At 61.9% G+C, this 22247-nt stretch carries 17 protein-coding genes; 14 read left to right on the top strand and 3 right to left on the bottom strand.

Going from position 1 to position 22247, the window contains the following annotated elements; all coding sequences use genetic code 11:
• Positions 1 to 39 precede the first annotated feature (39 nt).
• Positions 40 to 885 (top strand): choline ABC transporter permease subunit, encoded by an 846-nt coding sequence (gene choW / locus HKK57_RS06945; protein ID WP_029300676.1) that lies wholly within the window; start codon positions 40 to 42, stop codon positions 883 to 885.
• A complete protein-coding gene (gene choV / locus HKK57_RS06950; protein WP_029300678.1) occupies positions 882 to 2060 on the top strand; it encodes a choline ABC transporter ATP-binding protein in 1179 nt (392 codons plus the stop codon). The genes choW and choV overlap by 4 nt, the downstream gene beginning before the upstream one ends.
• A 184-nt stretch (positions 2061 to 2244) precedes the next feature.
• On the opposite strand, the gene HKK57_RS06955 is transcribed toward choV, so the two are convergent.
• Positions 2245 to 4182 carry a BCCT family transporter gene (locus HKK57_RS06955; protein WP_232545555.1) on the bottom strand — a complete coding sequence of 646 codons (1938 nt, stop codon included), beginning with the start codon at positions 4180 to 4182 and terminating at the stop codon, positions 2245 to 2247.
• 378 nt (positions 4183 to 4560) lie between these two features.
• Here HKK57_RS06955 and betI point away from each other — a divergent pair, with 378 nt between their 5' ends.
• The 11 genes from betI (at position 4561) to yccS (ending at position 20312) form a co-directional block, all read left to right on the top strand.
• Positions 4561 to 5154 carry a transcriptional regulator BetI gene (gene betI / locus HKK57_RS06960; protein ID WP_010207128.1) on the top strand — a complete coding sequence of 198 codons (594 nt, stop codon included), beginning with the start codon at positions 4561 to 4563 and terminating at the stop codon, positions 5152 to 5154.
• 93 nt (positions 5155 to 5247) lie between these two features.
• On the top strand, positions 5248 to 6720 hold the full coding sequence (gene betB / locus HKK57_RS06965) for a betaine-aldehyde dehydrogenase (RefSeq protein ID WP_029300682.1): 1473 nt from the start codon (positions 5248 to 5250) through the stop codon (positions 6718 to 6720).
• 132 nt (positions 6721 to 6852) lie between these two features.
• Positions 6853 to 8550 carry a choline dehydrogenase gene (gene betA, locus HKK57_RS06970; protein ID WP_070994075.1) on the top strand — a complete coding sequence of 566 codons (1698 nt, stop codon included), beginning with the start codon at positions 6853 to 6855 and terminating at the stop codon, positions 8548 to 8550.
• A gap of 217 nt (positions 8551 to 8767) precedes the next feature.
• Complete coding sequence (locus tag HKK57_RS06975; protein WP_029297314.1) at positions 8768 to 9463, top strand: RraA family protein; 696 nt, start codon at positions 8768 to 8770, stop codon at positions 9461 to 9463.
• 109 nt (positions 9464 to 9572) lie between these two features.
• The gene (locus tag HKK57_RS06980; protein ID WP_169389970.1) at positions 9573 to 11015 is read left to right on the top strand and encodes a TldD/PmbA family protein; all 1443 of its coding nucleotides are present in this window, start codon (positions 9573 to 9575) and stop codon (positions 11013 to 11015) included.
• Entirely contained in the window at positions 11015 to 12331 is a 1317-nt protein-coding gene (locus HKK57_RS06985; RefSeq protein WP_169389971.1) for a TldD/PmbA family protein, read from the top strand. The genes HKK57_RS06980 and HKK57_RS06985 overlap by 1 nt, the downstream gene beginning before the upstream one ends.
• Before the next feature lie 399 nt (positions 12332 to 12730).
• Positions 12731 to 13621, top strand: a complete 891-nt coding sequence (locus HKK57_RS06990; protein ID WP_029297319.1) for an alpha/beta fold hydrolase — start codon at positions 12731 to 12733, stop codon at positions 13619 to 13621.
• A gap of 36 nt (positions 13622 to 13657) precedes the next feature.
• Positions 13658 to 15085 carry a multidrug transporter subunit MdtD gene (mdtD, locus tag HKK57_RS06995; RefSeq protein WP_029297321.1) on the top strand — a complete coding sequence of 476 codons (1428 nt, stop codon included), beginning with the start codon at positions 13658 to 13660 and terminating at the stop codon, positions 15083 to 15085.
• Between the two features lie 131 nt (positions 15086 to 15216).
• Positions 15217 to 16554: an ATP-dependent RNA helicase DbpA gene (gene dbpA, locus HKK57_RS07000; RefSeq protein ID WP_232545553.1), complete on the top strand. Its 1338-nt coding sequence runs from the start codon at positions 15217 to 15219 to the stop codon at positions 16552 to 16554.
• Positions 16555 to 16713: 159 nt separating this feature from the next.
• A complete protein-coding gene (locus HKK57_RS07005) occupies positions 16714 to 17892 on the top strand; it encodes an NAD(P)/FAD-dependent oxidoreductase (RefSeq protein ID WP_029297324.1) in 1179 nt (392 codons plus the stop codon).
• A 236-nt stretch (positions 17893 to 18128) separates the two neighbouring features.
• Positions 18129 to 20312, top strand: a complete 2184-nt coding sequence (gene yccS, locus HKK57_RS07010) for a YccS family putative transporter (protein WP_029297327.1) — start codon at positions 18129 to 18131, stop codon at positions 20310 to 20312.
• Positions 20313 to 20403: 91 nt separating this feature from the next.
• Here yccS and HKK57_RS07015 read toward each other — a convergent pair whose 3' ends face one another.
• The gene (locus HKK57_RS07015) at positions 20404 to 21141 is read right to left on the bottom strand and encodes a substrate-binding periplasmic protein (RefSeq protein WP_029297330.1); all 738 of its coding nucleotides are present in this window, start codon (positions 21139 to 21141) and stop codon (positions 20404 to 20406) included.
• A gap of 255 nt (positions 21142 to 21396) precedes the next feature.
• Here HKK57_RS07015 and HKK57_RS07020 point away from each other — a divergent pair, with 255 nt between their 5' ends.
• Positions 21397 to 21849: a GNAT family N-acetyltransferase gene (locus HKK57_RS07020; RefSeq protein WP_169389972.1), complete on the top strand. Its 453-nt coding sequence runs from the start codon at positions 21397 to 21399 to the stop codon at positions 21847 to 21849.
• Positions 21850 to 21945: 96 nt separating this feature from the next.
• Here HKK57_RS07020 and HKK57_RS07025 read toward each other — a convergent pair whose 3' ends face one another.
• Complete coding sequence (locus HKK57_RS07025) at positions 21946 to 22242, bottom strand: winged helix-turn-helix domain-containing protein (protein WP_159909040.1); 297 nt, start codon at positions 22240 to 22242, stop codon at positions 21946 to 21948.
• Positions 22243 to 22247: the final 5 nt, after the last annotated feature.

Raw genomic sequence — 22247 nt, forward strand, 5'->3', positions numbered from 1 at the left:
CAGGATGTTTTCCCTCTTCGCATGTGGACATTCACTACCATGCTGACTGAACAGAAAATCCCCCTAGGCCAGTACATCGCTGCCTTCGTCGAATGGTTGACGCAGAACGGCGCCGATTATTTCGACGCGATCGCATCGACACTGGAAACGATGATCCACGGCGTGACGTTCGCGCTGACCTGGTTCAATCCGCTGGCATTGATCGGTCTGATTGCGCTGCTTGCACACTACATTCAACGTAAATGGGGGCTGACTGTTTTTGTCATCGTCTCCTTCCTGTTGATCCTCAACCTGGGGTACTGGCAGGAAACCATGGAGACCCTGGCCCAGGTGCTGTTCGCCACCCTGGTTTGCGTGTTGATCGGCGTGCCGCTGGGCATCGTTGCCGCGCACAAACCGATGTTCTACACGATGATGCGCCCGGTGCTCGACCTGATGCAGACCGTGCCGACCTTCGTCTACCTGATCCCGACCCTGACCCTTTTCGGGCTGGGGGTGGTGCCCGGGCTGATCTCCACGGTGGTGTTCGCGATCGCCGCGCCAATCCGCCTGACCTACCTGGGCATCCGCGATGTACCGCAAGAACTGATGGATGCCGGCAAGGCCTTTGGCTGCTCGCGCCGCCAACTGCTCTCGCGCATCGAACTGCCCCACGCCATGCCGAGCATTGCTGCCGGTATTACCCAATGCATCATGCTGTCGTTGTCGATGGTGGTGATCGCGGCCCTGGTGGGCGCCGACGGCCTCGGCAAACCCGTGGTCAACGCGCTGAACACCGCCGACATTTCCCTGGGCTTTGAAGCGGGCCTGGCGATTGTGCTGCTGGCCATCATGCTCGACCGTATCTGCAAACAACCCGATGCCAAAGTAGGGGGTGATGCATGAGCATTATCCGATTCGACAATGTCGATGTGATCTTCTCCAAAGACCCACGCGAAGCCCTCAAGCTGTTGGACGAGGGGATGCACCGCAACGAAATCCTGAAAAAGACCGGGCAGATTGTCGGCGTGGAAAAAGCCAGCCTGGATATCGAGAAAGGCGAGATCTGCGTGTTGATGGGCCTGTCCGGTTCCGGCAAGTCGAGCCTGTTGCGCTGTATCAACGGCCTTAACACCGTGAGCCGTGGCCAGTTGTTTGTGGAGCATGAAGGTCGCCAGATCGACATCGCTTCGTGCACGCCGGCAGAGCTGAAAATGATGCGCACCAAGCGCATCGCCATGGTGTTCCAGAAGTTCGCCCTGATGCCCTGGCTGACTGTGCGCGAAAACATCAGCTTTGGCCTGGAGATGCAGGGTCGCCCCGAGAAGGAGCGGCGCAAACTGGTGGACGAAAAGCTCGAACTGGTCGGCCTGACCCAATGGCGCAACAAGAAGCCCGACGAACTCTCAGGCGGTATGCAACAGCGCGTCGGCCTGGCCCGCGCCCTGGCGATGGACGCCGATATCCTGCTGATGGACGAACCGTTCTCGGCCCTCGACCCGCTGATCCGCCAGGGCCTGCAGGACGAATTGCTGGAGCTGCAACGCAAGCTGAGCAAGACCATCGTGTTCGTCAGCCACGACCTCGACGAGGCACTCAAGCTGGGCAGCCGTATCGCGATCATGAAAGACGGCAAGATCATCCAGTACAGCGTGCCGGAAGAGATCGTGCTGAACCCGGCGGATGACTATGTGCGCACGTTCGTCGCCCATACCAACCCGCTCAACGTTTTGTGCGGCCGCAGCCTGATGCGCACCCTGGACAACTGCAAGCGGGTCAACGGTTCGGTATGCCTGGATCCGGGCGGCGACTCGTGGCTGGACCTGGCCGAAGGCAACACCATCCAGGGCGCGCGGCAAAATGGCGTAGCGATGAACCTGCAGAACTGGGCGCCGGGCCAAGCCGTGGAAGGCCTGGGGCGGTTGCCGACCTTGGTGGATTCGAATATCGGCATGCGTGATGCGTTGCAGATTCGCTACCAGACCGGCAACAAGCTGGTGCTGCACGACAACAACAAGGTGGTGGGGATTCTGGGGGACAGCGAGCTGTACCACGCCCTGCTGGGCAAGAACCTGGGCTGAAGACCCAACTGAAGGAACTGGGTCAATGTAGGAGCGAGCTTGCTCGCGAAAAACTCACAGGCACCGGGTTCCTCCAGGAAACACGCGTTATCGTTGACGTTTTTCGCGAGCAAGCTCGCTCCTACATTTGACCGCATTGCCAAGTTTGAACAGGCGGTGTCAGTGACGACACCGCCGGCTTTTATCAGCTATAGACACGGCCAAGGAGCTGCCGATGGCTTTCAAACTGATCGAGCACATCCCGGGTGATCTGTTCCTGGGTGAAGCCCATCAGGTCGTATTCCTGACCGCCGTTGTGCAGGTAGACCTCGGCGCGGTAGTAGCGCGCACGCTCCTCGTCCGCTTCGATCGACTCACTCGGCGCCGCCAGGTAGCCATCCAGGCTCACCTCGTAGACAAACGGGTTGCCTTCCATCTCGATCCGCACGCCAATGCAGCGCTTGGATTTACCCAACAGCGTCTGCACATCCAGCCCCTGGGCGCGCAACGCCACGGCCGCTTCTTCCAGCGCCGGGGTGACTTTCTTGTCCATGAAACGCTGCACCACAGCCTGGCTCGGTTGCAGGTCCTGGGCAGTCAGGCGCTCGCTGAAACCACGACGGCCGCGTTCGGCCAATTGCGCCTGCTCCTGTTCGATGGCCACGTCCTGGCGCATGGCCTTGTGCAAACCGAACATAAAGAAGATCAGCACCACCGAGAACGGCAAGCCCGCCAGCACCACCATGGTCTGCATGGCTTCGAAGTTACCGGCAAACAGCAAACCGATGGTCACCAGGGTGATCACCGCCGACCAGAAGATCCGCAGCCAGTGCGGCGCATCCTCATCCACGTTGCCGCCTTTGCACGACAGGTTGGCCATCATCACCGCGCCGGAATCCGCCGGCGTCAGGAACAGCACAAAGCCGACAAAGATCGACACGCCGATCACCACTTTCGACGCCGGGTAGTATTCCAGCAACTGGTAGATCGCCATGGAGGGTTGCTCCAGCGCGGTCTTGCCCAGCTCCACGGCCCCATGGTTGAGCACCAGGTCCAGGGCCGAGTTGCCGAAGATCGACAGCCACGCCAGGGTAAAGCCCAGCGGAATCAGCAGTACGCCCGCCACCAGTTCACGTACGGTACGGCCACGGGAAATACGCGCGATGAACATGCCCACGAATGGCGCCCAGGAAATCCACCAGGCCCAGTAGAACAGGGTCCACAGGCCCATCCAGCGCTCGGATTTCTCGCCATCGCCTTCGTACACGTACAGGTCGAAGGTCTTGAGCACCAGGCCGTTCATGTAGTCGCCGATGTTCTGCACAAAGCCGTTGAGCAGGTGCAGGGTCGGGCCAAACAGCAGCACAAAAATCAGCAGGCCGCTGAACAACACAATGTTGAGGTTGGACAGGCGGCGAATGCCGTTCTCCACGCCCGACACGGCAGCGATGGTCGCCACGGTGCTCATCACGATGATCACGATCAGCAGGTTGGTGTTGCTGTGCTCCATGCCGAACAGGTTTTCCAACCCGGACGACACTTGCATCGAACCAATCCCCAGGTTCGTCACCAGGCCCAGCAGGGTCACGAACATGCCGAAGCCGTCCACCGCGTGACCGGCCGCGCCTTTGACCCAGCGCTCGCCCATCAATGGGTACAGCGCCGAACGCAGCGCCAGCGGCTGGTTATGCCGGTAGGCAAAGTACGCCACGGCCAGGCCGACCAGCGCGTAGATCGCCCAGCCATGCAGGCCCCAGTGCAGGAAGGTCAACTGCAACGCCTGGCGCGCGGCCATATGGGTGGCGGCGGCGCCTTCAGGCGGGTTGAAGTAGTGGTCCAACGGCTCGGACGCGCCGAAGTACAGCAACGAAATGCCGATGCCCGAAGAGAACAACATGCCGGCCCAGGCGCCGTAGCTGAAGTCTGGAGTGTCGGCCTTGCTGCCCAGCTTCAATTTGCCGTAGGAGGAAAACGCCAGGCCCACCACGAATACCAGGTAGGCGGCGATGACCACCATGTAGTACCAGCCAAAGCTTTTCGAGAGCCAGGTCTGGGCGACTCCCAGCATTCTGCCGGCCTCTTGCGGGGCGATGATCAGAACGGCAGTCAACAACAGGATCAACGCGGTGGAGGTGTAGAACACCCAACCGTTGACCCGCACCTTTTCCGGTGGGGTCTTTATAAGAGAGGCAGAACTCATGGCACAGAGGCTCCGGGCAGTGCGAGAGAGGACACAAGGCAGCGCTTGACCCGCGCCATCGATTTTTCGGCAGTCGACGGACGGGTGTTATAAAGACATCCCGAAAAACCCCGAACCCCAGCGAAGCGCTGTGACGGGCTGTTTCAGGGGTTTTTACGGATGTCAGATGTGCCTGCCGACATGTAGGAAATACCTGTAGGCAGCGACCATTTGTCGCAGATCTTATTCTTTGTTGATTGAACGTTCAATCAAAACAAAATAGACTGGCCCTCAAGCCGACGAACGTTTACGCCCGTCGGCAGGCCTAAGGAGAGGTGCTACATGCCCAAGGTCGGTATGCAACCCATACGCCGCCAGCAGTTGATCGAAGCCACATTGACGGCCATCGATCAGGTTGGGATGGGAGATGCCAGCATTGCGCTGATCGCCCGTCTGGCCGGCGTTTCGAACGGCATCATCAGTCACTACTTTCAGGACAAGAATGGCCTGATCGCCGCAACGATGCGGTACCTGATGAATGTGCTGATCGAGAACGTCCACGAACGCAGGCTTGCGCTGAAGGACGACAGCCCACGGGCGCACCTTCGGGTGATCATCGAGGGCAACTTCGACGCCAGCCAGGTCAACGGCCCGGCAATGAAAACCTGGCTGGCCTTCTGGGCCACCAGCATGCACCACCCGTCGTTGCACAGGTTGCAGCGGATCAACGATCAACGTCTGTATTCCAACCTGTGCTGCCAGTTCCGCCGAGTGCTACCGCTGCCGCACGCACGCAAAGCAGCCAGAGGCCTGGCGGCCCTGATCGACGGCTTGTGGTTGCGCGGCGCCCTGTCGGGAGACGCTTTCGACACGGAGCAGGCGCAACGGATCGCTTACGAATACATGGATTTCCAATTGGCCAAGCAGGTGAGTTAGAGCACACATAAACGCTCAACCCCTGAACGGCTACTGAGTGGGCTGCGCCCCTCAGTGGTTAACGCCAACCACTTATGCACTTGCGAGGACTTTATGGCCCGTTTCGAACTGCAAAAACTCTACATTGACGGCGGCTACAGCGACGCTGGCAGCGATGCCACCTTCGAAGCCATCAACCCGGCTAACGGTGAAGTTCTCGCCAACGTGCAACGCGCCACTTTCGAAGACGTCGAGCGTGCCGTGGTCAGCGCCGAAAAGGGCCAGAAAATCTGGGCCGCGATGACCGCCATGGAGCGTTCGCGCATCCTGCGTCGCGCCGTGGAAATCCTGCGCGAGCGCAACGATGAACTGGCTGCCCTGGAAACCCTGGACACCGGTAAATCCTTCTCCGAAACCAAGTACGTCGACATCGTCACCGGTGCCGACGTGCTGGAATACTACGCCGGCCTGGTGCCTGCCATCGAAGGCGAGCAGATCCCGCTGCGCACCACCTCCTTCGTCTACACCCGCCGCGAGCCGCTGGGCGTGGTCGCCGGCATCGGCGCGTGGAACTACCCGATCCAGATCGCCCTGTGGAAGTCCGCCCCAGCCCTGGCTGCCGGCAACGCAATGATCTTCAAGCCAAGTGAAGTGACGTCGCTGACCACCCTGAAACTGGCCGAGATCTACACCGAAGCCGGCGTTCCGGATGGCGTGTTCAACGTCCTGACCGGCAGCGGTCGTGAAGTCGGCACCTGGCTGACCGAGCACCCGCGCATCGAAAAAATCTCCTTCACCGGCGGCACCGACACCGGCAAGAAGGTCATGGCCAGCGCTTCGAGCTCCTCGCTCAAAGACGTGACCATGGAACTGGGCGGCAAATCCCCGCTGATCATTTTCGACGACGCCGACCTGGATCGCGCCGCCGATACCGCGATGATGGCCAACTTCTACAGCTCCGGCCAGGTCTGCACCAACGGCACTCGCGTGTTTATTCCAAAGCACCTGCAAGCCGCCTTTGAAGCCAAGATCGTCGAGCGTGTTGCGCGCATCCGCGTCGGCAACCCAGAAGACGAAAACACCAACTTCGGCCCGCTGGTCAGCTTCGCCCACATGGAAAGCGTGCTCGGCTACATCGCCAAAGGTAAAGAAGAAGGCGCACGCCTGCTGTGCGGCGGCGACCGTCTGACCGCTGGCGACTTCGCCAAGGGTGCGTTCGTGGCACCGACTGTGTTCACTGACTGCACCGACGAAATGACCATCGTGCGTGAAGAGATCTTCGGCCCAGTGATGAGCATCCTCACCTACGAGACTGAAGAAGAAGTGATCCGTCGTGCCAACGACACCGACTTCGGCCTGGCTGCTGGCCTGGTCACCAAGGATCTGAACCGCGCCCACCGCGTGATTCATCAGCTCGAAGCGGGTATCTGCTGGATCAACGCCTGGGGCGAGTCCGACGCCAAGATGCCGGTTGGCGGCTACAAGCAGTCGGGTGTTGGCCGTGAGAACGGGATCAGCTCGCTGAACAACTTCACCCGCATCAAATCGGTACAGGTTGAGCTGGGCGACTACGCCTCGGTGTTCTAAACCCGAGTTCTGTATTGCCTGCGAGGCCGCCATCGCAGGCAAGCCAGCTCCCACATTGGAATGCGTTCCCCTGTGAGAGCGGGCTTGCCCGCGATGGAGCCCGACCTGACCATCTCCAAAGAGGGTGCATTTATGTCCCAAGAATACGACTACATCATTGTGGGTGCCGGCTCTGCCGGTAACACCCTGGCGACCCGTCTGACCGAAGACGAAGGCGTCACCGTCCTGCTGCTGGAAGCCGGCGGCCCGGACTACCGTCTCGATTTCCGTACCCAGATGCCCGCTGCCCTGGCGTTCCCGCTGCAAGGCCGCCGCTACAACTGGGCCTATGAAACCGATCCAGAGCCACACATGGACGGCCGCCGCATGGAATGTGGTCGCGGCAAGGGCCTGGGTGGTTCCTCGCTGATCAACGGCATGTGCTACATCCGTGGCAACGCCATGGACTACGACAACTGGGCGAAGCTGCCAGGCCTGGAAAACTGGAGCTACCTCGACTGCCTGCCGTATTTCCGCAAGGCCGAAACCCGCGACATCGGCCCTAACGATTACCACGGTGGCGAAGGCCCGGTGAGCGTGACCACGCCTAAGGCCGGCAACAACCCGCTGTTCCACGCCATGGTCGAAGCCGGCGTGCAGGCCGGTTACCCGCGCACCGAAGACTTGAATGGCTACCAGCAGGAAGGCTTCGGCCCGATGGACCGTACCGTCACGCCGAACGGCCGTCGCGCCAGTACCGCCCGTGGCTACCTGGACACCGCCAAGAAGCGCTCGACCCTGACCATCGTCACCCATGCCCTGACCGACAAAGTGTTGTTCGAAGGCAAGCGTGCGGTCGGCGTGCGTTACCTGATCGGTGCCGCCGAAGAACGTGTTGAAGCCCGTGCGCGCAAGGAAGTGCTGGTGTGCAGCGGCGCAATCGCCTCGCCACAACTGCTGCAACGTTCCGGTGTCGGCCCGGCCAAACTGCTGGAAAGCCTCGACATCCCGGTGGTCCACGACCTGCCAGGCGTCGGCGAAAACCTGCAGGACCACCTGGAGCTGTACCTGCAATACGCCTGCACCCAGCCAGTCTCGCTGTACCCCTCGCTGCTCTGGTACAACCAGCCGGCGATCGGTGCCGAATGGCTGTTCAACGGCACCGGCATCGGCGCCAGCAACCAGTTCGAAGCGGGCGGTTTTATTCGTACCCGTGAAGAATTCGAGTGGCCGAACATCCAGTACCACTTCCTGCCGGTCGCGATTAACTACAACGGCAGCAACGGTGTGAAAGAGCACGGTTTCCAGGCACACATGGGCTCCATGCGTTCGCCGAGCCGTGGCCGCGTGCAAGTGAAGTCGAAGAACCCACGGGACTACCCGAGCATCCTCTTCAACTACATGGCCACCGAGCAGGACTGGCAGGAGTTTCGCGATGGCATCCGCCTGACCCGTGAAATCATGCAGCAGCCGGCACTGGACCAGTACCGTGGCCGCGAAATCAGCCCGGGCATCGAGGTGCAAACCGACGAGCAACTGGACAAGTTCATCCGCGAGCACGCCGAAACCGCGTTCCACCCATCCTGCTCGTGCAAGATGGGCACCGACGAAATGGCCGTGGTCGATGGCGAAGGCCGCGTGCATGGCATGCAGGGCCTGCGGGTGGTCGATGCGTCGATCATGCCGATCATCACCACCGGCAACCTGAACGCGCCAACCATCATGATCGCCGAGAAAATCGCCGACAAGATGCGTGGCCGCCAGTTGCCGCGCAGCACCGCCGACTACTACGTGGCCGGCGATGCGCCAGTGCGTGGCAAGCCGTTGCGTGAAGTGGGTCCTAGCCTGTAGGAGCGAGCTTGCTCGCGAAAAACCTCAGAACCCCGCGGGGCACCAACTGCCCCGCGTCATCGTTAACGACATTCGCGTGCAAGCTCCCCGTACAAAACCCCTCCTACAGCGCCCCACCCTTGATCCCACCCCCCGCGCCGGCCTAATCTAGTCCCTCGCGCAAACGTTTCACCTCCCTACCGACACGCCGGCTTCTGCCTGGCCACGAGGCTTTCTCATGTTTGATGTCGTTTCTTCGAGCAAATGGCCTACCGGCTTCCTGATCAATCCAAACGTTGAACCGCTGGACCCGAAATGGCTGAAGGAATTCAGCAAGATCCCGGCCGCGGCCGTCAGCGACTGCCTGGGCCGTAACGTCGGTGGCCTGGGCCTCAAGGCCTTCCACGGCAACGCACCGATGCTCGGCAGCGCGCTGACCGTACGTGTGCGCCCCGGTGACAACCTGATGATTCTCAAAGCCATGCAAATGGCCCGCCCGGGCGATGTGCTGGTGATCGATGGCAGCGCCGACCTGACCCGCGCTGTGTTCGGCGGCATCATGCGTGCCATGGCCCTGAAGGCCGGCATCGTCGGCGTGGTGATCAACGGCGCCCTGCGTGACCTCGACGAATGGCAAACCGGCGAGCTGCCGGCCTACGCCATCGGCGGCGTGCACCGTGGCCCGAGCACCGACGGTGGCGGCGAGATCAACGTACCGATCTCGTGCGCGGGCATGCTGGTAGCCCCTGGCGACCTGATGATCGGCGATGGCGACGGCGTGGTCGCCGCCTCACGCAGCGAACTGCCGGAGTTGCTGGTGCGCTGCCATGACCTGCTGGCCCGCGAGAAAGCCACACTGGCCGCTATCGAAGCCGGCACCCTGGACCCTGATCGCTTTGACGCCATCCTGCGCGCCAAGGGTTGCCCGGTCTAACCCAAAGCAAAAGCATCGCAGGCAAGCCAGCTCCCACAGGAGAATGCATTTCAAATGTGGGAGCGGGCTTGCCCGCGATGGGGCCCTCAAGGCCAACAAGGAGGTCCCCATGTTCGACAAACACCCGCAACTCAAACAACACTTCGCCGCCCTGCGCACCCACGCCGAGTTCTTCTCGTTGCGCTACGTGCGCGAGTCCGGCCAGTACCTGTCGGTACGCAAGAACGTCGCCGAGCCGCCGCACCTGAGCCGCGACGAAGGCGCCATGCTCACCGTGCGTCTCAACGGTGTCGAAGCCTACGCCGCCACCCATGATATTTCCCTGGCCGGCCTGCAAACCGCGCTGGAGCGGGCCGAACAGCAAGCCCGTCGCATCAGGCCCCATGCCCTGCTCGACCTGCGCGACCAGCCGGTGTCCAGCGACATCGCCGACTATCTGTCGCCAGAACTCGACCAACCCTTCCCGTCCCTGAGTGACTGCTACCAACTGCTCGGCGCCGAATCGGCCGCCGTGCCCAAGGATGAGCGCCTGGTGAACTGGGAGGTCAGCCTGGGCACCACTGACGTCGAGCAGATCTACCTCAACAGTGCCGGCGCCGAGTTGCGCCAGGCCCAGCGTTTTGTGTTCCCCGGTGTCGATGTCACGGCCTACGACGGCAACGACAGCCAGACCCGCACCCTGGGCGGCAGCAACTTTGGCCAGCAAGGTGGCTTTGAGGTGATCAGCCGTTTCGGCCTGGTCGGCGCCGCGCCACGGATTGCCGACGAGGCTCTGCAACTGCTGCTGGCCCCCAACACGCCCCAAGGCCCGCGCGACCTGCTGCTGATGCCTGACCAGATGATCCTGCAGATCCACGAGTCCATCGGCCACCCGCTGGAGCTGGACCGCATCCTCGGCGACGAGCGCAATTACGCCGGCACCAGCTTCGTCAAGGCCAGCGACTTCGGCCACCTGCAATACGGTTCCAACCTGCTGAACGTGACCTTCGACCCCAACATTCCCGAACAACTGGCCAGCTACGCCCATGACGATGACGGCACGCCCGCCAACAAGCAGTTCCTGATCCGCAATGGCCTGCTGCTCAAACCCTTGGGCGGGGCGCTGTCGCAATACCGCTCGGGCCTGGGCGGCGTGGCCAACAGCCGCGCCAGCAGTTGGAACCGCGCGCCCATCGACCGCATGGCCAACCTCAATATCGAGGCCGGCGACCAAAGCCTGGCGCAACTGATCGGCGGTATCGAGCACGGCATCCTGATGTCGACCAACCGTTCCTGGTCCATCGACGATGCGCGCAACAAGTTCCAGTTCGGTTGCGAATGGGGCCAGTTGATCGAGAACGGCGAGCTCAAGGGCGTGGTCAAGAACCCCAACTACCGGGCGATTTCCGCGCAGTTCTGGCGCAAGCTTAGTGCCGTGGGCGATGCCAGTACCTTCAAGGTGCTGGGCACGCCCAACTGTGGCAAGGGCGAGCCGAACCAGGTGATCCGCGTCGGCCATGCTTCGCCTGCGTGTGTGTTCAGCGATGTAGATGTGTTTGGGGGAGATGCCTGATGAATGCTTTCAAGGAACTGGTGGAGTGGCTCAAACAGGCCATCACCGCCGAGGAACAGTTTCATCTGGGCTACGCGGCGGAGTCGTCCGAATTCGTGCGTTTCAATCACGCCAAGGTACGCCAGACCGGCCAGGTGCAGCAGGCCAGCCTCAACCTCAAGCTGATCAATGATGGCCGGCATGCCGACCTTGGCATCACCCTGGCCGGATCCCCCGAAGTCGACCGCCAGCGCCTGGCCGAGGGCCTGCAGCAATTGCGCGAAACCCTGCCCTTGCTGCCCAAGGATCCTTACCTGCTGCTCAATCACACGGCCTGGCAGAACAGGAGCGAGCAGGCCCAGGCGTTGCCAGACCTCGATCAGGTTCTGGCCGACATCAGCCACGGCGCCCAAGGCCTGGACTTGGTCGGAATCTATGCCGCCGGGCCGATCAGCCACGGGTTCGCCAGCTCGTCGGGGGCCTTTGGCTGGCACCAGGCCAATAGCTTCAACTTTGACTTCAGCCTGTTCCATGCCAATGGCGAGGCGGTAAAGGCCAGCTACGCCGGCGATGCCTGGGACAGCGCGGCGTTTGCCCAGCGCTTGCAGCACGCCCGCGAACAACTGGAGTTCCTGGGCCGACCATTGCACGCCCTGGCTCCCGGCCAATACCGTGCCTACCTGGCGCCGGCGGCTCTGGAAGAAATCGTCGACATGCTCACGTGGGGCGGTTTTTCTGCACAGGCCATCGCCAGCAAGGGCAGCCCATTGCAACGCCTGTATGCCGGTGACCAGGCCCTGAGCCCGCTGGTGGGCATGAGCGAACAGATCACGGCCTCCCTGAGCCCGGCGTTCTCCCGTGACGGTTATCCGCGCAGCGACGTGACCTTGATCGCCGATGGCCGGGCACAGGGGCGTCTGGTCAACTCACGCAGCGCCGCCGAATACGGCTTGAGCACCAACGGCGCCAGCGGCGATGAGTCCCCCAGCGCCTTGCAGATGGCCGCCGGCAACCTGGCCCAGGCCGATATCCTCAAGCAACTGGGCACCGGGCTGTATATCAGCAACCTGTGGTACCTGAACTACTCCGACCAGCCGGCGGCGCGCCTGACGGGCATGACCCGCTTCGCCACGTTCTGGGTGGAAAACGGCGAGATCAAGGCGCCGGTCAGCACCATGCGTTTTGACGACAGCGTGTACCACCTGCTGGGATCGCAGTTGGAAGCGCTGACTGCCGAGCGCGAGCTGCGGCTGTCGGCCAGCACCTACGGCGCGCGCAACACTTCATCGAGCTTGCTGCCCGGCGCTTTGGTCAAGCGTCTGACCCTGACCTTGTAAACCTTGGGCCGGCTGTGGTGAAGGCAAGTTTGTTGTGGCGAGGGGGCTTCTCCGCTGGGCTGCGAAGCAGCCCCAGTAAGGCGCACCGAGTTGTGTCAGGTTGACCGCGGGGGCTGGTTTTGGGGCTGCTGCGCAGCCCAGCGGGGGACAAGCCCCCTCGCCACAACAAGCCCCGCCTTGGCCACACCCAGCTCCCTACCCACGGTTTAGGCCGGCGCCTACAGGACAATCCCCCGCACGCTGATGAACCTTCCCTGACAGCGCCCCGTTGGTTGGCGGGCTGTTGTCGACTCTCCAAAAGCTCGTTATAACAGTTAGTGGCATCCCGCCACCTTTCAACCCGCTTGCCCGCAAGCGATGCATGACCTCGCCCGGGATAGGGCGAGCCGGAGCGTTGACATGTACCAAGGAAGTTTTGTCATTGATAAGTTGTTCAAGCACTACAACGTTCACGTAGAGCAATTGGGTAACGATCCGCAACGCAAGACCGTGCTGTTGGTCAACGGTGCGCTGTCCACCACCCGCTCATTCGCCCGCACCAGCAAGTGCCTGGCCGAGCATTTCAATGTGCTGATGTTCGACCTGCCGTTTTCCGGCTATTCGCGCCCGCACAACACCGATCTGGACCTGGTGACCAAGGACGACGAAGTCGAGATCCTGCGGGCGCTGGTGGCGCGCTTTCAGGTCAACCATCTGGTGTCGGCCTCCTGGGGTGGCATCTCGACCCTGCTGACCCTGGCACGCAACCCGCCTTCGATCGAAAGCTCGGTGGTGATGGCCCTGGCGCCCAACCTCAACCAGGCGATGCTCGAATATGTGGAGCGGGTGCGGGTGCTGATCGAGGCCGATGACAAGTCCGCCGTCGGCCACCTGCTCAATGAAACCGTCGGCAAATTCCTCTCCAGCCGGCTCAAGCGCAATAACCATCGGCACCTGTCGACCATGGCCACCACCGAATACCGCCAGGCACGCTTTCATATTCATCAGGTACTGGCCCTGGGCGATGGCAACTACCTGCCGCAACTACGCCAGATCGAGACGCCGGTGCATTTCCTCAACGGCACCCTGGATGAGTACACGCCGGCCAATGAGGCCCAACTGTTCAAGCACTATGTGGGGCGCAGCAGCTTCGCCAGTGCCGAACACACCGGCCATTTGCTCGACCTGGAGTCGCGGGAGGCGGCGCTCGCAGTGCATCGGGCACTGATCGATTTCCTGGTGGGCAAACACGTAGCCATCGCCGATATAGACGAACCGCCAGTGGGAAAACCGGCCGAGGTTGGCGCATAATCGGCAACACATAGCCTGCTAACAAAAAGGGATCTCATGCCGAATCGTGTCGTGCTCGATGCCAAGACCGCCCGCTGGTTGCCATGGGTGGTAGCGATTGCCTTCTTCATGCAGTCGCTCGACGGCACGATTCTCAACACGGCCCTGCCCGCCATGGCCGAGGACCTGGCGGAAAACCCGCTGCGCATGCAGGGCGTGATCATCGCCTACATGCTCACCGTGGCCCTGCTGATCCCGGCCTCGGGCTGGATCGCCGACCGTTTCGGCACCAAGAAGATTTTCTTCGGCGCGATCATGCTGTTCAGCATCGGCTCGCTGCTGTGCGCCCTGTCCAGCAGCCTGACCATGCTGGTGGGCGCCCGGGTGATTCAGGGCCTGGGCGGCGCGCTGATGCTGCCCGTCGGCCGGCTGGTGGTGCTGCGCGCCTACCCGCGCTCGGAGCTGGTGCGGATCATGGGCTTTATCACCATTCCCGGCCTGCTCGGCCCCCTGCTCGGCCCGACCATGGGCGGCTGGATGGTGCAATACCTGACTTGGCACTGGATTTTCCTGATCAACCTGCCGGTGGGCATGATCGGCTGCTACGCCGTGTGGAAATTCATCCCCGACCTGCGCGGCACTGAGCGCACACGCTTCGACAGCCTGGGCTTTTTGCTGTTTGGCGCGGCGATGGTGCTGATCACCATTGCCATGGAAGGCCTGGGTGAGCTGCACCTGCCGCACTTGCGCGTGATGTTGCTGCTGTTCGGCGGCATGGCGTGCCTGGCGGCCTACTGGCTGCGCGCCGGGCATATCGAAAACCCGCTGTTCTCGCCGGTGCTGTTCAAGACCCGGACCTTTGCCGTGGGCATTCTCGGCAACCTGTTCGCCCGCCTGGGCAGCGGCGCCCTGCCGTTCCTCGTGCCCTTGCTGTTGCAGATCGCCCTGGGCTATTCGCCGTCCCAGGCCGGGATGAGCATGTTGCCCCTGGCGGCGGCGGCCATGGTCGCCAAGTCCATCGCCCGGCCGCTGATCGAGCGCCTGGGCTATCGCATCGTGCTCACCGGCAATACGTTGCTACTGGGCATGATGCTGGCGAGCATGGGCCTGGTCAGCGAGCAGACGCCGTACCCGCTGCTGCTGGCCATGCTCGCGGTGCTGGGGGCGATCAACTCCCTGCAATTTACCGCGATGAACACCGTGACCCTGATCGACCTCGATGATGCCCAGGCCAGCAGCGGCAACAGTTTGCTGTCAGTGGTGGCGCAACTGGCCCTGAGCCTGGGGGTGGCCTGCGCCGGCGCCCTGCTCGGCGGGTTTACCGCCGAAGCCGGTAACGATGGGGTCAATACCGTGCTTGAGGCATTCCAGTTGACGTTCCTCACCGTGGGCATCATGGCGATGCTGGCGGCGGCGATCTTCCTGCAATTGTCGCCAAAAGACGGCAAACGGATGGTCAGCCGCGAGCATGACATCGAGCATTAAGCGGCGTCTCGTCTAGAACTTGCAGGGAAATTCCCACGGGGCTGGTACACTGCGCGACATTTTGTTTTTGCAGAGCCAGTCCCGTGACCACCATCGCCACCGCTTTTAATACTTTGCCGCTCTCCGCCGCCATGCTGGCTAACCTCGACTCGCTGGGTTATGCCGAGATGACGCAGATCCAGGCGCAAAGCTTGCCGGTGATCCTCAAGGGGCTGGACCTGATCGCCCAGGCCAAGACCGGCAGCGGCAAGACCGCCGCCTTTGGCATCGGCCTGTTGAACCCGATCAACCCGCGCTACTTCGGTTGCCAGGCCCTGGTGATGTGCCCGACCCGCGAGCTGGCTGACCAGGTTGCCAAGGAAATCCGCCGCCTGGCCCGCGCCGAAGACAACATCAAGGTCCTGACCCTGTGCGGCGGCGTGTCCCTCGGCCCGCAGATCGCCTCCCTGGAACATGGCGCCCACGTCATCGTCGGCACCCCCGGCCGCATCCAGCAGCACCTGCGCAAGGGTTCGCTGGTGCTGGACGGCCTGAACACACTGATCCTCGACGAAGCCGACCGCATGCTCGACATGGGTTTCTACGACGCTATCGAAGACATCATCAGCAAGACCCCGGCCCGTCGCCAGACCCTGTTGTTCTCGGCCACCTACCCGGTGAGCATCAAGCAACTGGCCTCCAAATTCATGCGCGCGCCGCAGCAGGTCAAAGCCGAAGCGTTCCACTCCGACGAGCAGATCGAGCAGCGTTTCTACGAAATCTCCCCGGAAGAACGCATGGACGCGGTGACCAAGGTGCTGTCGCACTTCCGTCCGGCCTCCTGCGTAGCCTTCTGCTTTACCAAGCAGCAAGTGCAGGAAACCGTGGATCACCTGACCGCCAAGGGCATTTCTGCAGTCGGCCTGCATGGCGACCTGGAACAGCGCGACCGTGACCAGGTGCTGGCAATGTTTGCCAACCGCAGTACTTCGGTACTGGTGGCCACCGACGTGGCGGCCCGTGGCTTGGACATTGACTCGCTGGACATGGTGATCAACGTCGAACTGGCCCGCGATTCGGAAATCCACATCCACCGCGTGGGCCGTACCGGTCGTGCCGGTGAGACCGGGATCGCCATCAGCCTGGTAGCACCGTCCGAAGCGCACCGCGCCCAGGCCATCGAACTGCTGCAAAAAGCCCCGCTGAACTGGGACCAACTGAGCAACCTCAAATCCCAGGGCGGCGCGCCGCTGCTGCCGGTGATGAGCACGTTGTGCATTGCTGCCGGTCGTAAAGACAAGGTTCGCCCAGGCGACATCCTCGGCGCACTGACCGGTGAAGCCGGGATCCCGGGCGCCCAGGTCGGCAAGATTGCGATCTTCGACTTCCAGGCCTACGTGGCAGTGGAGCGCAGCGTCGCCAAGCAGGCGTTGCAGCGCTTGAACGATGGCAAGATCAAAGGCCGTTCGTTGCGCGTGCGGATCCTGTAAAGCTCTTCGATTCAATGGAGATCCAATGTGGGAGCGGGCTTGCTCGCGAATGCGGTGTACCAGTCGCCAGATCGGTTGGCTGGCAGTGCGCATTCGCGAGCAAGCCCGCTCCCACATTTTTGATTGCATTTCAGATCAATATTTTGTGAGGACACCGTTTTGCGCTCGACCGAAGTTGTGATCATTGGCGCCGGCGCCGCAGGCTTGATGTGCGCGCTGACCGCCGCCGGGCGTGGGCGCAAGGTGATGTTGATCGACCATGCAAACAAGGCCGGCAAGAAGATCCTGATGTCCGGCGGTGGTCGCTGTAACTTCACCAATATGTACACCGAGCCTGCCAACTTCCTCTCGCACAACGCACACTTCTGCAAATCTGCCCTGGCCCGCTACACCCAGTGGGATTTCATCGGCTTGGTGGCCAAGCACGGCGTGCCGTACCACGAGAAAAAACTCGGCCAGCTGTTCTGCGATAACAAATCCAGCGACATCCTCGGCATGCTGCTCGACGAGTGCATCCAGACCGGCGTGAGCCTGCACCTGGACACCTCGATCCAGCAGATCAGCAAACTCGACAGCGGCTATCAGTTGCAGACCACCCTCGGCGAGTTGCGCTGCGAGTCGTTGGTGATTGCCACCGGCGGCCTGTCGATTCCGACCCTGGGCGCCACCGGCTTTGGCTACCAGGTGGCCAAGCAATTCGGCCATGAACTGCTGCCGACCCGCGCCGGCCTGGTGCCGTTTACCATCACCGATCAGCTCAAGGATTTGTGTGGCGAGTTGTCCGGCACCTCGGTCGATTGCCTGGTGAGCTGTAACGACCAGAGCTTTCGCGAGAATATTCTGTTTACCCATCGCGGCCTGAGCGGGCCGGCGATCTTGCAGATTTCCTCTTACTGGGAACCTGGCGACACCGTGCAAATCAACCTGTTGCCCGACCACGACGCCCACGCCTGGCTGCAACAGCAACAGGCCGAGCGCCCCAACAGCGAGCTCAAGACCCTGCTGGGCGAGATCTTCACCAAGAAGATGGCCAACCTGCTGGCCGAGACGTGGTTTGTGTCCAAGCCGATGAAGCAGTACACCCACGCCGAACTGGCAGACATCGCCACCAAGCTGGGCGACTGGCAGTTGGTCCCGGCCGGTACCGAAGGCTACCGCACCGCCGAAGTCACCCTGGGCGGGGTGGATACCCGGGAAGTGTCGTCCAAGACCATGGAGTCGCTGAAAAGCCCCGGCCTGTACTTTATCGGCGAAGTGCTGGACGTGACCGGGCACCTGGGTGGGTTCAACTTCCAATGGGCCTGGGCGTCGGGCTATGCGGCGGCGCAGTACGTCTGAACCCCGCCTTCTAGAACGGTAATGCGATCAACTGTGGGAGCGGGCTTGCTCGCGAATGCGCAGTACCAGTCAACTGATCCGGTGGCTGGCACACCGCATTCGCGAGCAAGCCCGCTCCCACATTTTGGTTGGGGTGTGCCAAAAACATTTTTTGCTTATGAATGTGATTGCCGCGCTTGCCGTGGCGTCATTACTGGCTCAATTTAGCGGCATCGTCCCGGAAGACCCCAGACTTCATGTCCTCGACCTCGTTCAAGCAGTCCATGCGGCGCCTTTGGGCACTGGATAAGTTCAGTTACAGCGTAAGGGTGTTTATCGCCCTCACCGGCAGCATGGCGCTGTGCTGGTATCAGGATGAAATGTCACTGCTGATCCCGCTGTTCCTGGGGATCATCGCCAGCGCCCTGGCCGAGACCGATGACAGTTGGCAAGGCCGCCTCAACGCCCTGGCGGTAACGCTGGTGTGTTTCAGCGTGGCGGCGCTGTCGGTGGAGTTGCTGTTTCCCTACCCGTGGATTTTCGCCATCGCCATCGCCCTGGCGAGCTTCTGCCTGACCATGCTCGGCGCCCTCGGCGAGCGCTATGGGGCGATCGCCTCGGCCACCTTGATTCTGTCGGTCTACACCATGATCGGCGTGGATCAGCGCGGTGGCGCCGTCACCGATTTCTGGCACGAACCCTTGCTGCTGGTGGCCGGCGCCGCCTGGTATGGCGCGCTGTCGGTGCTGTGGCAGGCGATGTTTTCCAACCAGCCGGTGCAGCAGAGCCTGGCCCGGCTGTTTCGCGAATTGGGGCGTTACCTCAAGCTCAAGTCGTCGTTGTTCGAGCCTATTCGCCAACTGGACGTAGAAGCGCGGCGCCTGGAACTGGCCCAACAAAATGGCCGGGTGGTGGCGGCGCTCAATGCGGCCAAGGAAATCATCCTGCACCGTGTCGGCAATGGCCGGCCGGGGTCCAAGGTCAGCCGCTACCTCAAGCTGTACTTCCTGGCCCAGGACATCCACGAACGCGCCAGTTCCTCCCACTACCCCTACAACGCGCTGGCCGAGGCGTTCTTCCACAGTGACGTGCTGTTCCGCTGCCAGCGCCTGCTGCGCCAGCAAGGCAAGGCCTGCCAGGCCCTCGCCGAGTCGATCCAGTTGCGCCAGCCGTTTGTCTACGACGCCAGCTTCGCCGAGGCCCTGGGCGACCTGAATGCATCCCTGGAACACCTGCGTATCCAGAGCAACCCGGCCTGGCGCGGCCTGTTACGCTCGCTGCGGGCGCTGGCGGCCAACCTGTCGACCCTTGACCGCCTGCTCAGTGACGCCAGCAACCCCGACAGCCTGGCCGATGCCAGCGACAGCAGCCTGCTGGACCGTTCGCCGCGCAACCTCAAGGAAATGTGGACGCGCCTGCGCACCCAACTGACCCCGACTTCGCTGCTGTTCCGCCACGCCCTGCGCCTGCCCCTGGCGCTGAGCGTGGGCTACGGCATGGTGCATTTGATCCACCCGTCCCAAGGCTACTGGATCATCCTTACCACCCTGTTTGTCTGCCAGCCCAACTACGGCGCGACGCGGCGCAAGCTCGGCCAGCGGATCATCGGCACGGCCATCGGCCTGACGGTGGCCTGGGCGCTGTTCGATCTGTTCCCAAGCCCCCTGGTGCAATCGATGTTCGCCATCGCCGCCGGGCTGGTGTTCTTTATCAACCGCACCACCCGCTACACCCTAGCCACCGCCGCCATTACCCTGATGGTGCTGTTCTGCTTCAATCAGGTGGGCGATGGCTACGGGCTGTTCCTGCCGCGCCTGTTCGATACCCTGCTCGGCAGCCTGATCGCCGGGCTGGCGGTGTTCCTGTTCCTGCCAGACTGGCAGGGCCGGCGCCTGAACAAGGTGCTGGCCAACACCCTGACCTGCAACAGCATCTACCTGCGCCAGATCATGCAGCAATATGCCGCTGGCAAGAGCGACGACCTGGCCTACCGCCTGGCCCGGCGCAACGCGCACAACGCCGACGCTGCGCTGTCCACCACCCTGGCCAATATGCTGATGGAGCCGGGGCATTTCCGTAAGGAAGCCGACGTGGGCTTCCGCTTCCTGGTGCTGTCCCACACCCTGCTCAGCTACCTGTCGGGCCTCGGTGCGCACCGCGATACCCAACTACCGGCCGACATGCGCGAACACCTGATCGAAGGCGCGGGCAAGACCCTCGCCACCAGCATCGACGAAATTGCCACGGGGCTGGCGAACAAACAGCCGATCGCGGTGCAAAGCGATGCCGAGGAGGCGCTGGCGGTAGAGTTGGAGCAGATGCCCGATGAGATCGATGAGGCGCAAAGGCTGGTGCAGACACAATTGGCGTTGATTTGCCGGCAGTTGGGGCCGTTGCGCACATTGGCCGCGCATTTGATCAAGGAAACCAGCGCGGCTTAGGGCCCTATCGCGAGCAAGCCCGCTCCCACATTGGAAGTATTCGCAGATCAAAATGTGTGCGGGCTTGCTCGCGATGGCGGCCTTAAGAACACTACATCCCGTGTTGCTTAAGAAGGCGCGCATAACTGCCATCCGCCTTCATCCTGCTGATCTCCCGGTCAAACCCGGCAACAATCTGCTCATGCTTGGGGTTTTTCAGGCTGACCAGGATATGCAGGCTGTTCTCACTCAAGGGCTGGGGCAGGAACTCCACGGCATTGCGCACCCTGGGCGATTCCCGCGCCAGGTAAAAGCGCGCGACATACTCATCCTCGACCGTCATCCGCACGCGCTGGGCAGCCAACATGCGCACGGCCATGGCGAAGTTATGCACCGGGACTTTTTGCAGTTTGGGATCGGCATCGAAATCCGCCGAATAGGCATAGCCGCGCACTACCGCGATGGGATAGGCATGCAGTTGCTGCAAGTTCTGGTACTCAATGGGATCGTCGCGGCGCTTGATAAACCGCACGCGGTTAAGCAGATACTCGGCGGAAAACTGCCCCAACTGCGTGCGCGCCTCGTCGTACCAGGCGTTGACCAGCACGTCGTAACGCCCGTCCCCCACCCCCATCAACGCCCGTGCCCATGGCACCTGCTCGAAATCACTGGCATAGCCGGCACGCGCCAGGGCGGTGCTGACGATATCGGTGGCCAGGCCACCATTGATCAGGGTCGCATCGGTAAACGGCGGCCACGCATCCGCCACCAGGCGCAAGCGTTCCGCGGCCACCGTCGGGGCCAGCAACAGCAATACGATCAAAGCAACGGCACGAGACAATCGCAGCATGCTTAATGTCCTTGCACAGCGGGCAATTCGTTGCGGGCGATGACGCTGGCGGGAGTACTTCCAGGTTCTGACTGTAGCTTATCGCTCGAGGTGTATCGCAGATTACACAAAGAACCAGGCCGAGAAAGCACTCAATGATGGCAAATTGACGTCACTCACAAAAAACAGCGTTTTCCAGGTGTTTGCACTACCGCTCAAGACAGTCGGCGGCCAGGGCTTTACTATCCGGGTCAGGTCTTTATGTGAGATGGAACGATGACTGTCGATTGGGTTTGCAAGCACCACAATGATCTGGGCAAAGAACAGCTCTACGCCATTTTGCGTCTGCGGGCAGCGGTGTTTGTGGTCGAGCAGAAATGCGTCTACCAGGACATCGACGACCAGGACCTGGAGGGCGATACCCACCACCTGATGGCCTGGCAGGACAATCAACTGGTGGCCTACCTGCGCCTGTTGGACCCGGAGCTGAATGGCGGCGACGTGGTCATCGGCCGCGTGCTGGTGGCCGAGGCCGCGCGAGGCACCGGCCTGGGCCACAAGATGCTGGCGGAAACCCTCAAGCAGATCGACGATATCTGGCCGCAGACGCCGATCTTTCTCTCAGCCCAGGCGCATTTGCAGGGGTACTACGCAAGATATGGGTTCAAGGTCGAGGGTGAGGTCTACCTTGAAGACGACATTCCACATATTGGTATGCGGCGCGCTTGAGATCGCTATCGCGGGCAAGCCCGCTCCCACATTTGATCGTTATCGGCCTGTGGGAGCGGGCTTGCCCGCGATAGCGTCAGACCTGCCAGCCCAATTTCACGGGTAACCCAACACCTGCTTGACCTGCATCAGGTTGCGCTCGATCCAGCCCCGGTCAATCGCCCCCCAGTCGCGAATCCGGTAGTGCCCGGCATGGTTGCGGGCGCCATCTTCCTGCTCGAATTCACAGACGATATCCAGGTCCGCCAACGCCGCGATGGTGTCCTGGGCCGTGCGCCGGGGCATGCCCGTCACCTCGGTCAACGCCGGGACGCTGCTGGCCAATTGGCTGTCGATCAGGTACGCCACATACAGGCGGCGGTAGAAACTGCTCTTGGTCTTGCTTACATCCATGATCG

It is taken from the genome of Pseudomonas sp. ADAK21, assembly GCF_012935735.1.
Taxonomy (GTDB): domain Bacteria; phylum Pseudomonadota; class Gammaproteobacteria; order Pseudomonadales; family Pseudomonadaceae; genus Aquipseudomonas; species Aquipseudomonas proteolytica.